The sequence below is a fragment of the Pseudomonas marvdashtae genome, from assembly GCF_014268655.2.
Lineage (GTDB): Bacteria > Pseudomonadota > Gammaproteobacteria > Pseudomonadales > Pseudomonadaceae > Aquipseudomonas > Aquipseudomonas marvdashtae.
In genome coordinates this window covers 19,714-34,089 of sequence record NZ_JABWQX020000001.1, presented here as the reverse complement: position 1 = coordinate 34,089, position 14,376 = coordinate 19,714, and the positions used below count along the sequence as shown (strand labels likewise).

Here is a 14,376-nt window from a genome sequence, read left to right as displayed (position 1 = left end):
GGACTCAGAGGTAGAACACATCGAACGTCACCGAGCCGTCGAGATCGAACTCGTCGTTGGTCGGCGGCAGATCGGAGGTCGGGCGAATGGCCGCGACGACCTGCATCGGGAAGGCATGCAGACGGGCAGCGGCTGGGCCAGCCAGGGCATTGGGCCCCCACGAATAAGTCGGCGTATTGGCGACCAAGCCGTTGCTGGACACCTGCCAGGCCGGGTTGGCGGCCGTTCGCATCAGCAAGCTCTGCGGGTTTCCATCAGCCATCGGCTGACCGGACAACAGACCGAAACCACCGATACCCTCGCCTTGGGTGCTGCCCAGGCCAAAGTAAAGATCGTTATCGCGACGACTATTGAAAACCAACCCCGGCACCTTGCTAGGGCCGCGGTTATCGGTGACGGCAATTTCCAACGCTGCCGGTGCGTCACAGGAAATTTGCAGCATGATGTCCCGAGGTGGCAGATCGTTTTGCTGGTTAGGGTCCAGGGTCGAGGAGAAGATCCGTCCCAGGTTGACCTCGCTGCCGCCGGCAAATGCCGGGATGCAAGAGGTCGGGATAACCCGGCCAGTCACGTTCAAGTCGACATTGGCCGCTTGGGCGGCGAACGGGATCAACGTGGCGGCCAGCGTGCTGGCGAAAATAATAGTTTTCATACTCACGTACCTGTGAAATGGCTGGAAGACCTCGGTGCAGCAACTTCGGACTTCGCCGCTGCAAACGCCGGCGCATAGTTACCTGTCGCACAGGATTTTTCTGTAGGAAAAAGCTCCATTCAGGAAGGTACTTTTCAACCAGGCTCGTAGCCTTCTCAGCCTATGAGGGCACTGGGACTTCCCGAGCTGCGTCTTAGGGTTGGGATGGACGTGAGAAATCAGAAGCCGTGCCATACTTCGCTCTCCACGATGCCGGGTGACTCCATTTGAGACAGAATTTTGTCCTGCCCCTCACGCTGTTGCTCGCCATGTTGCTCAATGGCTGCGCGAGCCTTGATGGAGCGCGCGAGCCCAGCCAGGCGTTGCCGGCGATGGGTTCTGCCTTTGGCCGTTCGGTTCAGGCCCAGGCTGCGCCACATGAGGGTCGCTCGGGCTTCCGCCTGCTTTCCGACAGCACCGATGCCTTCATCGCCCGGGCCGAGCTGATCCGCCATGCGCAAAGCAGCCTCGACTTGCAGTACTACATCGTTCACGACGGCATCAGCACGCGGATGTTGATCGATGAGCTGCTCAAGGCCGCGGACCGGGGCGTGCGGATCCGGATTCTGCTGGATGACACCACCAGCGATGGCCAGGACCAGACTATCGCAACCCTCGCCGCTCACCCCCAGATACAGATCCGCCTGTTCAATCCGCTGCACCTGGGGCGCGCCACTGGCGTCACCCGCAGCCTTGGACGTCTGTTCAACCTGTCACTGCAACACCGCCGCATGCACAACAAGCTGTGGCTGGCGGACAACAGCATGGCCATCGTCGGCGGCCGCAATTTGGGGGATGAGTATTTCGACGCCGAACCAAACCTGAACTTCACCGACATCGACTTGCTCGGCGTCGGGCCGGTGGCCGAGCAACTGGGGCATAGCTTCGACCAATACTGGAATAGCGCACTGAGCAAGCCCATCGAACAATTCTTGTCCCATCAGCCTACTGCCAAGGACTTGGCCAACAGCCGCTTGCGCCTGCAACAATCGTTGGAGCAAACGCACAAGGAGAATCACGCGCTTTATCAGCAGTTGACCGCCTACAAGACCCAGCCCCGCCTGGACACGTGGCGCAAGCAATTGACCTGGGCCTGGAACCAGGCACTGTGGGACGCGCCCAGCAAAGTGCTGGCCAAGGATGAGCCAGACCCGCAGCTCTTGCTGACCACCCAACTGGCGCCGGAGCTGACCGGCGTCAGCAAAGAACTGATCATGATCTCGGCCTACTTCGTCCCCGGCCAGCCAGGCTTGGTGTACCTGACCAGCCGCGCCGATGCCGGCGTGTCGGTGAGCCTGCTGACCAACTCCCTGGAAGCCACTGATGTGCCCGCCGTGCATGGCGGCTATGCACCGTATCGAAAAGCCCTGTTGCAACACGGCGTGCGCCTGTTCGAACTGCGACGGCAGCCGGGCGACAGCGGCAGCAGCCCGCACCTGTTCTACAGCAAGTCCTACGGCGAGTCGGACTCCAGCCTGCACAGCAAGGCGATCATCTTTGACCGGCAGAAATCGTTCATCGGCTCGTTCAACTTCGACCCTCGTTCAGTGCTATGGAATACCGAAGTCGGCGTGCTGGTGGACAGCCCTGAGCTTGCCGGCCAAGTGCGCGAACTGGCCTTGCAGGGCATGGCGCCGACCCTGAGTTATCAGGCCCGGCTCGATGATGCGGGTGAGCTGGTTTGGACCACCGAAGACAACGGCAAGCTGCACGACCTGGATCGCGAGCCAGGCAGTTGGTGGCGGCGGTTCAACGCGTGGTTCGCCACGACGATCGGGTTGGAGCAGATGCTTTAGACGCCGATCGTTTTCATGGCAAGCGAATTTATGAGCGGGCCGCTTGTGTCGCGCCGAACGCACCTTGGCGCAACAACAGCATGACCAACCCGAACGCGCCCGCCGCCATGAACAAGGGCAGCGCATGCCCGCTGACCCACTGGCTACCCGCCCCCGCCACCAGTGGACCGACCAGGCATCCGATCCCCCACAGCTGGGCAATATGGGCGTTGGCCCGGACCAGCGCATCGTCGCGGTAACGCTCGCCGATCAGGATCAGCGACAAGGTGAACAATCCTCCCGCGCTGGCACCAAACAGCACCCACAACGGCCAGATGAACACCGTGTCGATCAGCGACGGAACCGCCAGGCTCGATAACATCAGCGCGACCGCACAACCGGTGAACAACGACCGACGCGACAGGCGATCAGCAAGCGCACCAATGGGCAGCTGCAACAAAGCATCACCCACCACCACCGTACTGACCATGGCCAGCGCAATATCGGCGCTAAAGCCTTGGCGCAGGCAATAGACCGGCAACAACGTCAAGATCATCGCCTCGAACGCCGCGAACAATGACACGGCCCAGCCAATCGCCGGCAACCCTCGGCAAAAGCCCCAGAGATCCTTGAACGTGACACCGCTGGACTCGCTGGTGGGCGCACCCGTGCGGCCGAGCAACAGCAACGGCGAAACCAGGAGCAGGCCGACGCCCACCCAAAAACCGTAGTCACGGTCAGTCCCCAGTGCGCCGAGCAACAAGGGGCCGGACAGTTGGCTCAGGGCATAACTGCTGCCATACAGCGCCACCAATCGCCCGCGCCATTGCTCGATGACCAACTGATTGATCCAGCTTTCACCCAGGATGAACACCAGAGTCAGGACCACGCCAATCAGTAGCCGCAGCAGCAACCAGACCGGATAGCTCGGCAAGAGCGCGAGCAGACCGATGGACAACGCCCCACCCCACAGGCAGAGGCGCATCAATGCGGCCGTGCCGAAACGCGCCGCCAACCGGCTCGAAACCTTCGCCCCTACCAGCACGCCAATCGCCGGCATGGCGGCCATGACGCCAATGGCGAACGAGCCGTAACCCCAGCCCTCCAGGCGCAGCGACACCAGCGGCATGCTCACGCCCAGGGCCAGGCCGACACTCAGGACCGACGCCAATACGGCGAAATAGGTCGCCCAACGCATTTCCACGCTCCTGTGGACAATTGACTTCCAACCCTGCACAAAACGAATGTGAGAGCGGGCCTGTTCACGAAGACGGCTTCCCATTCAACAGCCAGGTTGAGTGAGGCTCCGCCTTCGCGAGCAAGCCCGCTCCCACAAGGTTTTTACAGTTACAGCTTGATCCAGGTCGCCTTCAGTTCAGTGTACTTGTCGAACGCATGCAGCGATTTGTCGCGACCGTTGCCCGACTGCTTGAAGCCACCGAACGGCGCCGTCATGTCGCCGCCGTCGTACTGGTTGACCCACACGCTGCCGGCGCGCAGTGCCTTGGCGGTCAGGTGAGCCTTGGAAATGTCCTTGGTCCATACTGCCGCAGCCAGGCCGTATGGCGTGTCGTTGGCGATCTGGATGGCCTCTTCGGCGCTATCGAAGGCAATGACCGACAACACCGGGCCGAAAACTTCTTCCTGGGCGATTTTCATCGCGTTGCTCACGCCGTCAAAAATCGTCGGCTCGACGTAGGTGCCGCCGGATTCTTCGAGAATCCGCTTGCCGCCGGCCACCAGCTTGGCGCCGTCGCTGTGACCGGCCTCGATGTAGGACAGCACGGTATTCATTTGCTGGGTATCGACCAGGGCGCCGACGTTGGTCGCCGGATCCAGGGGATTTCCAGGCTTCCAACCCTTGAGGGCTTCGATCACCAACGGCAGGAACGTGTCCTTGATGGATCGCTCCACCAACAGACGTGAGCCGGCAGTGCAGACCTCGCCCTGGTTGAAGGCAATGGCGCTGGCGGCGGATTCGGCGGCGGCCTGCAAGTCGGGGGCATCGGCGAACACGATGTTCGGGCTCTTGCCGCCGGCTTCCAGCCAAACGCGCTTCATGTTGGATTCACCAGAGTAAATCATCAATTGCTTGGCGATTCGGGTGGAGCCGGTGAACACCAGCGTATCGACGTCCATGTGCAACGCCAGGGCCTTGCCGACGGTGTGACCGTAGCCCGGCAGGACGTTCAGCACACCTTTCGGGATACCGGCCTCGATAGCGAGGGCCGCAATGCGGATCGCAGTCAGCGGGGATTTTTCCGATGGTTTCAGTACCACGGAGTTACCGGTGGACAATGCCGGGCCGAGCTTCCAGCAGGCCATCATCAGCGGGAAGTTCCATGGAACGATGGCGCCGACCACACCGACCGGTTCACGAGTCACCAGACCCAACTGGTCGTGGGGAGTCGCTGCCACTTCATCGTAGAGTTTGTCGATCGCCTCACCGCTCCAGCTCAAGGCTTGGGCAGCACCGGGCACATCGATGTTCAGCGAGTCGCTGATCGGCTTGCCCATGTCCAGGGTTTCCAGCAGGGCCAGCTCTTCGGCGTTCTGTTTGAGCAGGCCTGCGAAACGAATCATGGTGGCTTTGCGCTTGCTCGGCGCCAGGCGCGACCAGACGCCGGAATCGAACGTGGCGCGGGCATTTTCGACAGCACGCTGGGCGTCGGCCACGTCGCAGCTGGCGATTTTGCCCAGCAGGCGGCCATCGACCGGACTGAGGCAATCAAAGGTTTCGCCGGACACCGCATCGGTGTATTCACCGTTGATGAAGGCGCGGCCTTCGATCTTCAGGTCGCGGGCGCGCTGTTCCCAGTCGGCACGAGTCAGGGTGGTCATGCGAGTGTCCTCCTCTTGTTGGATACGAACGCCGCGTCATGCGCAGCGCTCAAGAATTCTGCTCGGCGCTATTTTCGGCACAGGGCACCCACCACCCTAAACCAGCCGCCGCTAATGTTTCAATATATTTGACACAACACCCGCAAACGGCCTTGCGATGTTCGTTTTAATAAACATAGACTTTGTTCTTCCAGCCATCCGCGCCGCAAGCACCGAGGGTAACCGCATGAGCATTCAGGACATCGTCGATTTCAGCCAGGCCAGCACCGCCGCCGAACGTTATCGCCCGGACCCGGCCAAGGTGCTCAAGGGTGATCCCGAACAAACCGTCTTCAATCATTACAACAGCCCATGCGGACAGATGAACGCCGGGGTCTGGGAAGGCGCGGTCGGCCAGTGGACGGTCAACTACACCGAACACGAGTACTGCGAAATCGTCCAGGGCGTTTCCGTGCTGCGGGACAACGATGGCAACGCCAAGACCCTGCGGGCCGGCGACCGCTTCGTGATCCCAGCCGGGTTCAAGGGCACCTGGGAAGTGCTGGAGCCGTGCCGCAAGATTTATGTGGTGTTTGAGGAAAAGCTATAAATATATACCGCACAACGCGTCATGTTCAGACAGAAAATTGGACCGTCCACTCGGACTTTCTTATTTATCAATCAAAGGATTAATGAACATGACCAATGAAGAGGCTATTCAAACGATTAAACACTTAATCGGCACCAAATATGTACGCTCTGTAAAAAATTATATCCGTGAACTGACCGGGTTTGAGAATGTTAGTGCCCCCGACGATTCCAGAACAGAGCTAATGATTAGCGGAGCCGGCCATATCGCCATCCAAGTAAATAGCTGCGGACTTATCGAACGCTTCGACGCGCTGGGTGGGCTGGGTGGGCTGGGTGGTACGGAACCTATCGCCTCTACCTACACGCCGAGCCCGACAGAATGATTATGAGCATCTACTGCGATTAATCTCTACCGCTACTGACCACGCAACCTGATGCACCACGATCGAGTAGGAGGCGGGGTTGCCCCCGCCGTCCTCGCACCACCGTACATGCGGCTCCGTGCATGGCGGTCGACCATCCATTCATGGCGAGCTCAGCCCCTCATTCCTCCGGCTTCGAACAGCGACTACGGCTCTCGCCGACTTCTATCATCCATCCCGTCGCCTGCGACGCCGGTAGAACATGGCGGGCTGAGGCGATCAAAGGTTCCGACGCTTCGGGCTGGCACCCGCTACGCGCCTCCTGTGAAGCTTATATCAGCGAACTGACCGGCCGCGCTGAAGTGGTTGGTCCCGGTGAGCCACACTCTTTAGAATTTAACCCCCGCCGAGTTAAAATTAGCGCCGATGCCTCCGGGAACATCGACGCGTTCAACTTCGGCTGAAAGTAGGCCAAACTGAAATCTACAGCACAAAAAAGGCCCGTATCTCGCGATACGGGCCTTTTTTGTAAGAGGGAAAATCAATTACTTGATTTTGCCTTCCTTGTAGATCACGTGCTTGCGAACAACCGGATCAAATTTCTTGATCTCGATTTTGTCCGGGGTAGTACGCTTGTTTTTGTCGGTAGTGTAGAAGTGACCAGTACCGGCGCTCGAGATCAAACGAATCAATTCACGCATGATTAGCTCCCTTAAACCTTGCCATCGCGACGAAGTTCGGCCAGCACGACACTGATGCCACGCTTGTCGATGATACGCATGCCCTTGGCAGATACGCGCAGACGCACAAAACGTTTCTCTTCTTCAACCCAGAAGCGGTGATGCTGCAGGTTCGGCAGGAAACGACGACGGGTTTTGTTGTTTGCGTGGGAAATGTTATTCCCAGTCACCGGACCCTTACCGGTAACTTGACAGACTCTCGACATGCCTCAGCCCTCTAAAACCACATGCCCAACCCGGCATGGGTTGGCCGCTTAATCTCTCAGTCATTTGGCGCCAGGCGCCGCGTTTCTTTAAGGGTCTTACCGGCTACACCTACAGTGAAGGAACCGGGCCCCTAGAAAAGAGCGCTGCTTTATACCAGAAAGACCCAGGCACAACAACAGCCGGTGTGATTTGTCTTGCTGGGAAAACCTCGCCCGGCAGCCCCAAGCGGCTGGCGCAAGGGCCGGCGGCGTCCTGACCGCTCGTCGCGGCATGCAGATTTTTTTCGGCCGACGGTAAGTCCAGGCCGTTCGCGCACCGGCAAACCGCAGCAAAGAGTGCCGGAAAATGCAAAAGGGGGATAGTCATTTGCGAGCGAGCCCACTAGGGTAGACCTTTTCCAGACTGCACTCGCAGATGGGCCTCCGACCTGCACAGGAAATCAATCATGCGCCTCGCTGCCCTATCACTGATGCTCGCCCCTCTGCTGATCAGCACGCTGGCCCAGGCCGCCGCACTGAGTGTGTGTACCGAGGCCAGCCCGGAAGGATTCGATGTCGTCCAATACAACTCGCTGACCACCACCAACGCCTCAGCCGACGTGCTGATGAACCGCCTGGTGGACTTCGACACGGCCAGCGGCAAAGTGGTCCCGAGCCTGGCCGAAAGCTGGGAAGTCTCGTCCGATGGCCTGGCGTATGTCTTCAAGCTGCGCCCACGGGTCAAGTTCCACCACACCGACTACTTCACGCCGCGCCGCGACCTGACCGCCGAAGACGTCAAGTTCAGCTTCGACCGCATGCTGGATCCGGCCAACCCTTGGCACAAGGTTGCGCAAAGCGGCTTCCCTCACGCCCAATCCATGCAACTGCCGGCGCTGATCACGAAGATCGATGCGCTGGATCCATTGACGGTGCGCTTCACCCTCGACCATGCGGATTCAACTTTCCTGGCGACATTGAGCATGGGTTTCGCGTCGATCTATTCAGCCGAATATGCCGACCAGTTGATGAAAGCCGGCAAGCCGGAACAACTCAACAACCAGCCCATCGGCACTGGCCCGTTCATATTCAACCGGTTCCAGAAGGACGCCTCGATTCGCTACAAGGCAAACGGCGACTACTTTGGCGGCAAACCCCAAGTGGATCCGCTGATCTTCGCCATCACGCCGGACGCCAACGTTCGCTTGCAGAAATTGCGGCGTAACGAGTGCCAGATCGCCTTGTCGCCCAAGCCGCTGGACGTACAGGCCGCCAAGCAAGAGCCTACGCTGAAAGTGGAACAGACCGAGGCCTTCATGACCGCGTTCCTGGCGATCAACAGCCAGAATCCACCATTGGACAAGCCCGAAGTCCGACAAGCCATCAACCTGGCCTTTGACAAGCCCAGCTACCTGAAGACCGTTTTCGAGGGCACCGCCGAAGCTGCCAACGGCCCTTACCCGCCCAATACCTGGAGCTACGCCAAAAACCTGCCTGGCTATGCCCATGACCCGGCCAAGGCTCGTGAGCTGCTGGCCAAGGCCGGACTGAAGGAAGGCTTCAAGACCACCATCTGGACCCGCCCCTCCGGCAGCCTGCTCAACCCCAATCCGAGCCTTGGCGCGCAGTTGCTGCAATCGGACCTGGCGCAAATCGGCATCCAGGCGGAAATCCGCGTGATCGAATGGGGCGAACTGATCCGCCGCGCCAAGGCCGGCGAACACGACCTGCTGTTCATGGGCTGGGCAGGCGACAACGGCGACCCGGACAACTTCCTCACCCCGCAGTTTTCCTGCGCGGCGGTGAAATCCGGCACCAACTTCGCCCGTTACTGCAATCCAGACCTGGACAAGCTGATCGGCGCCGGCAAGACCACCAGCGAACAAGGCGTGCGCTCCAAGCTCTATGAGCAGGCCCAGGCGCAGATCCAGCAACAGGCCCTGTGGCTGCCCTTGGCGCACCCCACGGCGTTTGCCCTGACCCGCAAGGATGTCCAGGGTTACTCGGTGAGCCCGTTTGGTCGCCAGGATTATTCGAAGGTCAGCCTCAAGCCGTAAGCTGCTTCACATCCACCCATACTCCGCCATGGACAGCGGCTCCCCATCGCCAACGATAAAATGGTCGAGCACCCGCACATCGATCAGCTCCAGTGCTTCCTGGAGCCGCTCGGTGAGCATCCGGTCGGCCTGGCTGGGCTCGGTGTTGCCGGAGGGGTGGTTATGGCACAGGATCACAGCGGCGGCGTTATTGGCCAGGGCGCGCTTGACCACTTGCCGGGGGTGAACGCTTGCGCTGTCGATAGAGCCTCGAAACAGCGCCTCGAAAGCCAGCACCTGATGCTTGGAATTGAGAAACAGGCAACCAAACACCTCGTGAGGCTCGTGGCGCAGCATCGACTTCAGGTATTCACGAACCGCATATGGGCTTTCCAGCGTGGTCTTTTCCCGCGCCCGTTCGGCCAGATGCCGACGACTCATTTCCTGAGCCGCTTGCAACTGGGCAAACTTCGCCGGACCGAGTCCCATGTGCTTGCTGAAAGTGATCTGATCCGCTTCAAGCAGCGCGCGCAGGCTGCCGAATTGAATCAATAGTTGTCGCGCCAGATCCACCGCGCTTTTGCCGGACACTCCGGTTCGCAAGAAAATCGCCAGCAACTCGGCGTCTGAAAGACTCCCCGCCCCCAGCGCCAACAACCTTTCCCGCGGCCGCTCGGCTGCGGGCCAATCCCGAATACTCATGGTATCTCCCTGATAGTGGGCGCCGCTGTTCCGTAGCGGGCGCTGTGATATCTTAGCCCATCTTTTTTGCAGGCGATTTGCACCCTGGCAGGCTGTTGCCAAGGGGTTCGCCTTGCACTGACCACTGAAATCGAAAGGCAGGCCTATGCAGCGGCTGTATCGGAAACGCATCGTTCTGGGCGTCGGCGGCGGCATCGCCGCCTACAAGAGCGCCGAGCTGGTTCGCAGGCTTATCGACCAGGGCGCGGAAGTGCGGGTCGTCATGACCCGCGGCGGCAGTGAATTCATCACGCCGCTGACCATGCAGGCATTGTCCGGACACCCGGTCCACCTGGATTTGCTCGACCCCGCAGCCGAGGCTGCCATGGGCCACATCGAACTGGCCAAATGGGCCGACCTGGTCTTGATTGCCCCGGCCACCGCCGACCTGATCGCCCGTTTGGCCCAAGGTATCGCCAATGATCTGCTGACTACGCTCGTACTTGCCACCGACGCCGTGGTCGCCGTGGCACCAGCAATGAACCAGGCCATGTGGCGCGACCCGGCCACCCAGGCCAACCTGCAATTGCTCGAAAGTCGTGACCTCAAGGTTTTTGGCCCAGCCTCGGGCAGCCAGGCGTGTGGCGATGTCGGCATGGGCCGGATGCTGGAGGCTACCGATCTGGCCCAATGCGCCGCCGACAGCTTCAAGCGCGAGGCCCTGACCGGCAAGCATGTGCTGATAACCGCCGGACCGACCCAGGAAAACATCGACCCGGTGCGCTACATCACCAACCACAGCTCGGGGAAAATGGGCTTCGCCCTGGCCGAAGCAGCCGTCGAGGCGGGCGCCCGAGTGACGTTGATCACCGGCCCGGTGCATCTGCCAACCCCGGACCGGGTCACGCGTATCGACGTGGTCAGCGCCCGGGACATGCTCGCGGCCTGCGAAGCGGCCATCCCGTGCGACCTGTTCATCGCCTCGGCAGCCGTCGCGGACTACCGCCCCGAAGTCGTCGCCCCGCAAAAATTGAAGAAAGATCCTACCAGCGGCGATGGCCTGCTCCTGCAAATGGTGCGCAACCCTGACATCCTGGCCACCATCGCCACTCGCCCCGATCGTCCGTTCAGTGTGGGTTTTGCCGCCGAAACCGAACATTTGCTCGACTACGCCGCGCGCAAGCTCAAGGACAAGAACCTCGACTTGATCGTCGCCAATGACGTCGCCAACCCGAGCATCGGCTTCAACAGCGAAGAAAACGCCTGCAGCGTGATCGACCGCCAGTTGCACGCCACACTTTTCGCCCAGACCAGCAAGGGCAAGATTGCCCGCCAACTGATCACTTTTATCGCCGACCGGCTGAACCAGGTTTAACTTCATGCACGCTCTACAAGCCAAAATCCTCGACCCACGCATTGGTAACGAATTCCCGCTACCGCAATACGCCACACCGGGCTCCGCAGGCCTTGACCTGCGGGCGATGCTCAAGCAGGACACGATCCTGGAACCGGGCCAGACCCTGCTGATTCCTACCGGCCTGTCGGTCTACATTGGCGATCCCGGCCTGGCCGCGCTGATCCTGCCGCGCTCGGGCCTGGGCCATAAGCACGGCATCGTGCTGGGCAACCTGGTCGGCCTGATCGACTCCGATTACCAAGGCGAATTGATGGTGTCGTGCTGGAATCGCGGCCAGACCGCTTTCAATATCCAGGTGGGCGAGCGTATTGCCCAATTGGTATTGGTGCCGGTGGTCCAGGCACACTTCGAGCTGGTCCAGGAATTCGACGAGAGCCAGCGCGGCGCCGGCGGTTTCGGACATTCCGGCAGCCACTGATCCGCCGTTCCAGGCCGGGCGTCGTGCGCGGCCGCTTTATTAAGCTTCTGTTTCAGGACGAAAAATGCGCAACAGGTCCCGACGACGTTTCCCATCCGGAATCAACGTTTTAGACCGTTCAGGCTGGGGTAACGCTATCTCATGGCACTTTCCCACCGCGAACTCTCTGTCAAAAACGCCGTCATACCCTTCAGCTTGAGCCTGCCGACGCCCGTCGTCGGCCTGTCCAGTCACTTTCCTGATAGAGCGCCCCGCCCATGAACACCCCAGCCGCAATCGCCCCAATCTTCCCTGACAGCATCTTTCGCGCCTACGACATCCGTGGCGTGGTGCCGGAAACCCTGACGGCTGAAACCGCCTACTGGATCGGCCGGGCCATCGGCTCCCAAAGCCTGGCCCAGGGCGAACCCAACGTGAACGTTGGCCGTGACGGCCGCTTGTCCGGCCCGGAGCTGGTCGAGCAGTTGATCAAAGGCATCGCCGACAGCGGCTGCCACGTCACCGACGTTGGCCTGGTACCGACACCGGCACTGTATTACGCCGCCAACGTACTGGCCGGCAAATCCGGCGTGATGCTCACTGGCAGCCACAACCCGTCGAACTACAACGGCTTCAAGATCGTCATCGCCGGCGACACCCTCGCCAACGAGCAGATCCAGGCCCTGCACACTCGCCTCAAGACCAACGACCTGAGCAGCGGCCAGGGCAGCGTGACCAAGGTCGATATCCTGGAGCGCTACAACGACGAAATCGTCAAGGACGTGAAGCTCGCCCGCCGCTTGAAAGTGGTGGTCGACTGCGGCAACGGCGCGGCCGGCGTGATCGCCCCACAACTGATCGAAGCGCTGAACTGTGAAGTCATCCCACTGTTCTGCGACGTGGACGGCAACTTCCCCAACCACCACCCGGATCCGGGCAAGTTGGAAAACCTGCAGGACCTGATCGCCAAGGTCAAGGAAACCAATGCCGACCTGGGCCTGGCCTTCGACGGCGACGGCGACCGCGTGGGCGTGGTGACCAACACCGGCAGCGTCGTGTTCCCGGACCGCCTGCTGATGCTGTTCGCCAAGGACGTCGTAGCACGCAACCCTGATGCGCAAATCATCTTCGACGTGAAATGCACCCGTCGCCTGATCCCGCTGATCAAGGAATATGGAGGTCGTCCGCTGATGTGGAAAACCGGCCATTCGTTGATCAAGAAAAAAATGAAACAAAGCGGCGCCCTGCTGGCCGGCGAAATGAGCGGCCACATCTTCTTCAAGGAGCGCTGGTTCGGTTTTGATGACGGTATCTACAGCGCGGCACGCCTGCTGGAGATCCTCAGCAAGGAGAAATCGACCGCCGAAGAGCTGTTCGCGACCTTCCCGAACGATATTTCCACGCCGGAAATCAATATCCATGTGACCGAAGAGAGCAAATTCAGCATCATTGATGCACTGCACGACGCCCAGTGGGGCGAAGGCGCCGAACTGACCACCATCGACGGTGTGCGGGTCGACTACCCACAAGGCTGGGGCCTGGTTCGCGCCTCCAACACCACCCCGGTGCTGGTGCTGCGTTTCGAGGCTGACAACGAGGCCGAACTGCAGCGCATCAAGGACGTGTTCCACACCCAACTCAAACGTGTTGCACCTGATCTCCAACTACCGTTTTGATTCACCACCGGAGCCCTGAATGACCCTCGAACGCGAAGCCGCCGCCAACACCGCCAAGGTCCTGTCCGAAGCGTTGCCTTATATCCGACGCTACGTCGGCAAGACCCTGGTGATCAAATACGGCGGCAACGCGATGGAAAGCGAGGAGCTGAAAACCGGCTTCGCCCGCGACATCGTGCTGATGAAGGCCGTGGGGATCAACCCGGTGGTGGTGCATGGCGGTGGCCCGCAGATCGGTGACCTGCTCAAGCGCCTGTCGATCGAGAGTCACTTCATCGATGGCATGCGCGTTACCGACGCGCAGACCATGGATGTGGTGGAGATGGTCCTGGGCGGCCAGGTGAACAAGGACATCGTCAACCTGATCAACCGCCACGGCGGCAGCGCCATTGGCCTGACGGGCAAGGACGCCGAACTGATCCGGGCGAAGAAGCTCACCGTGACCCGCCAGACCCCAGAGATGACCCAACCGGAAATCATCGACATTGGCCAGGTAGGCGAAGTGGTCGGCATCAACACCGACCTGTTGAACCTGCTGGTCAAGGGCGATTTCATCCCGGTCATTGCACCGATCGGCGTGGGCGCCAACGGGGAGTCGTACAACATCAACGCCGACCTGGTGGCCGGCAAAGTCGCCGAAGCACTGAAGGCCGAGAAGTTGATGCTGCTGACCAACATTGCCGGCCTGATGGACAAGACCGGCAAGGTCCTGACCGGGCTGTCGACCCAGCAAGTCGACGAGTTGATCGCCGACGGCACCATCTACGGCGGCATGCTGCCGAAGATTCGTTGTGCGCTGGAAGCGGTACAGGGCGGCGTTGGCAGCTCGCTGATCATCGACGGCCGGGTTCCGAACGCGATCCTGCTGGAGATCTTCACCGATACGGGTGTGGGTACGTTGATCAGTAATCGCAAGCGTCCATAAGCGACACCGGTAAAAAAAGACCCCGCTCAACCTGGTTGAGCGGGGTCTTTTTCATCACTTATTCAGATGATGCTTGTGTG

Annotated in this window: 13 protein-coding genes and 1 pseudogene; 8 read left to right on the top strand and 6 right to left on the bottom strand. The window is 60.3% G+C overall.

All coding sequences use genetic code 11. From position 1 onward, the window contains the following. Nucleotides 1-4: 4 nt before the first annotated feature. Entirely contained in the window at nt 5-652 is a 648-nt protein-coding gene (locus HU742_RS00175) for a DUF1120 domain-containing protein (protein ID WP_186633702.1), read from the bottom strand. A gap of 308 nt (nt 653-960) precedes the next feature. On the opposite strand from HU742_RS00175, the gene HU742_RS00170 reads away from it, so the two are divergent. After that, nucleotides 961-2,487 carry a phospholipase D family protein gene (locus HU742_RS00170; RefSeq protein ID WP_186643535.1) on the top strand — a complete coding sequence of 509 codons (1,527 nt, stop codon included), beginning with the start codon at nt 961-963 and terminating at the stop codon, nt 2,485-2,487. Nucleotides 2,488-2,515: 28 nt separating this feature from the next. Here HU742_RS00170 and HU742_RS00165 read toward each other — a convergent pair whose 3' ends face one another. Then, nucleotides 2,516-3,664, bottom strand: coding sequence for an MFS transporter (locus tag HU742_RS00165; protein WP_186643391.1), 1,149 nt, complete (start codon nt 3,662-3,664; stop codon nt 2,516-2,518). 149 nt (nt 3,665-3,813) lie between these two features. Next, nucleotides 3,814-5,307 (bottom strand): aldehyde dehydrogenase, encoded by a 1,494-nt coding sequence (locus HU742_RS00160; RefSeq protein ID WP_186643390.1) that lies wholly within the window; start codon nt 5,305-5,307, stop codon nt 3,814-3,816. A 226-nt stretch (nt 5,308-5,533) separates the two neighbouring features. Here HU742_RS00160 and HU742_RS00155 point away from each other — a divergent pair, with 226 nt between their 5' ends. Further along, complete coding sequence (locus HU742_RS00155; protein ID WP_186643389.1) at nt 5,534-5,896, top strand: cupin domain-containing protein; 363 nt, start codon at nt 5,534-5,536, stop codon at nt 5,894-5,896. Between the two features lie 88 nt (nt 5,897-5,984). Continuing rightward, the gene (locus HU742_RS00150) at nt 5,985-6,260 is read left to right on the top strand and encodes a hypothetical protein (protein ID WP_186643388.1); all 276 of its coding nucleotides are present in this window, start codon (nt 5,985-5,987) and stop codon (nt 6,258-6,260) included. A 524-nt stretch (nt 6,261-6,784) separates the two neighbouring features. On the opposite strand, the gene rpmG is transcribed toward HU742_RS00150, so the two are convergent. Further along, a complete protein-coding gene (gene rpmG / locus HU742_RS00145; protein WP_007894709.1) occupies nt 6,785-6,940 on the bottom strand; it encodes a 50S ribosomal protein L33 in 156 nt (51 codons plus the stop codon). An 11-nt stretch (nt 6,941-6,951) separates the two neighbouring features. After that, nucleotides 6,952-7,185, bottom strand: coding sequence for a 50S ribosomal protein L28 (rpmB, locus tag HU742_RS00140; protein WP_003177273.1), 234 nt, complete (start codon nt 7,183-7,185; stop codon nt 6,952-6,954). Nucleotides 7,186-7,631: 446 nt separating this feature from the next. Between rpmB and HU742_RS00135 the strand changes: the two genes are divergently transcribed. Continuing rightward, the gene (locus tag HU742_RS00135; RefSeq protein ID WP_186643387.1) at nt 7,632-9,221 is read left to right on the top strand and encodes an ABC transporter substrate-binding protein; all 1,590 of its coding nucleotides are present in this window, start codon (nt 7,632-7,634) and stop codon (nt 9,219-9,221) included. A gap of 6 nt (nt 9,222-9,227) precedes the next feature. Here HU742_RS00135 and radC read toward each other — a convergent pair whose 3' ends face one another. Next, entirely contained in the window at nt 9,228-9,902 is a 675-nt protein-coding gene (radC, locus tag HU742_RS00130; RefSeq protein ID WP_186633685.1) for a RadC family protein, read from the bottom strand. Nucleotides 9,903-10,047: 145 nt separating this feature from the next. Here radC and coaBC point away from each other — a divergent pair, with 145 nt between their 5' ends. From coaBC to argB, 4 genes and pseudogenes are all read left to right on the top strand, one after another. Further along, on the top strand, nt 10,048-11,256 hold the full coding sequence (gene coaBC / locus HU742_RS00125) for a bifunctional phosphopantothenoylcysteine decarboxylase/phosphopantothenate--cysteine ligase CoaBC (RefSeq protein ID WP_186633682.1): 1,209 nt from the start codon (nt 10,048-10,050) through the stop codon (nt 11,254-11,256). Between the two features lie 4 nt (nt 11,257-11,260). Beyond that, nucleotides 11,261-11,716, top strand: a complete 456-nt coding sequence (gene dut, locus HU742_RS00120) for a dUTP diphosphatase (protein WP_186633679.1) — start codon at nt 11,261-11,263, stop codon at nt 11,714-11,716. A gap of 251 nt (nt 11,717-11,967) precedes the next feature. Beyond that, nucleotides 11,968-13,371 (top strand): annotated as a pseudogene (locus tag HU742_RS00115) (phosphomannomutase/phosphoglucomutase); the annotation flags it as partial. Nucleotides 13,372-13,390: 19 nt separating this feature from the next. Next, nucleotides 13,391-14,296 carry an acetylglutamate kinase gene (gene argB, locus HU742_RS00110; RefSeq protein WP_123426174.1) on the top strand — a complete coding sequence of 302 codons (906 nt, stop codon included), beginning with the start codon at nt 13,391-13,393 and terminating at the stop codon, nt 14,294-14,296. The last annotated feature ends 80 nt before the right edge of the window (nt 14,297-14,376 follow it).

Bases quoted from the DNA above. Each gene is read 5' to 3' on its own strand.
- rpmG (WP_007894709.1), bottom strand. From the start codon at position 6,940: ATGCGTGAATTGATTCGTTTGATCTCGAGCGCCGGTACTGGTCACTTC.
- HU742_RS00165 (WP_186643391.1), bottom strand. From the start codon at position 3,664: ATGCGTTGGGCGACCTATTTCGCCGTATTGGCGTCGGTCCTGAGTGTC.
- dut (WP_186633679.1), top strand. From the start codon at position 11,261: ATGCACGCTCTACAAGCCAAAATCCTCGACCCACGCATTGGTAACGAA.
- HU742_RS00150 (WP_186643388.1), top strand. From the start codon at position 5,985: ATGACCAATGAAGAGGCTATTCAAACGATTAAACACTTAATCGGCACC.
- HU742_RS00160 (WP_186643390.1), bottom strand. From the start codon at position 5,307: ATGACCACCCTGACTCGTGCCGACTGGGAACAGCGCGCCCGCGACCTG.
- HU742_RS00175 (WP_186633702.1), bottom strand. From the start codon at position 652: ATGAAAACTATTATTTTCGCCAGCACGCTGGCCGCCACGTTGATCCCG.
- HU742_RS00155 (WP_186643389.1), top strand. From the start codon at position 5,534: ATGAGCATTCAGGACATCGTCGATTTCAGCCAGGCCAGCACCGCCGCC.
- HU742_RS00170 (WP_186643535.1), top strand. From the start codon at position 961: ATGTTGCTCAATGGCTGCGCGAGCCTTGATGGAGCGCGCGAGCCCAGC.
- rpmB (WP_003177273.1), bottom strand. From the start codon at position 7,185: ATGTCGAGAGTCTGTCAAGTTACCGGTAAGGGTCCGGTGACTGGGAAT.
- argB (WP_123426174.1), top strand. From the start codon at position 13,391: ATGACCCTCGAACGCGAAGCCGCCGCCAACACCGCCAAGGTCCTGTCC.
- coaBC (WP_186633682.1), top strand. From the start codon at position 10,048: ATGCAGCGGCTGTATCGGAAACGCATCGTTCTGGGCGTCGGCGGCGGC.
- radC (WP_186633685.1), bottom strand. From the start codon at position 9,902: ATGAGTATTCGGGATTGGCCCGCAGCCGAGCGGCCGCGGGAAAGGTTG.
- HU742_RS00135 (WP_186643387.1), top strand. From the start codon at position 7,632: ATGCGCCTCGCTGCCCTATCACTGATGCTCGCCCCTCTGCTGATCAGC.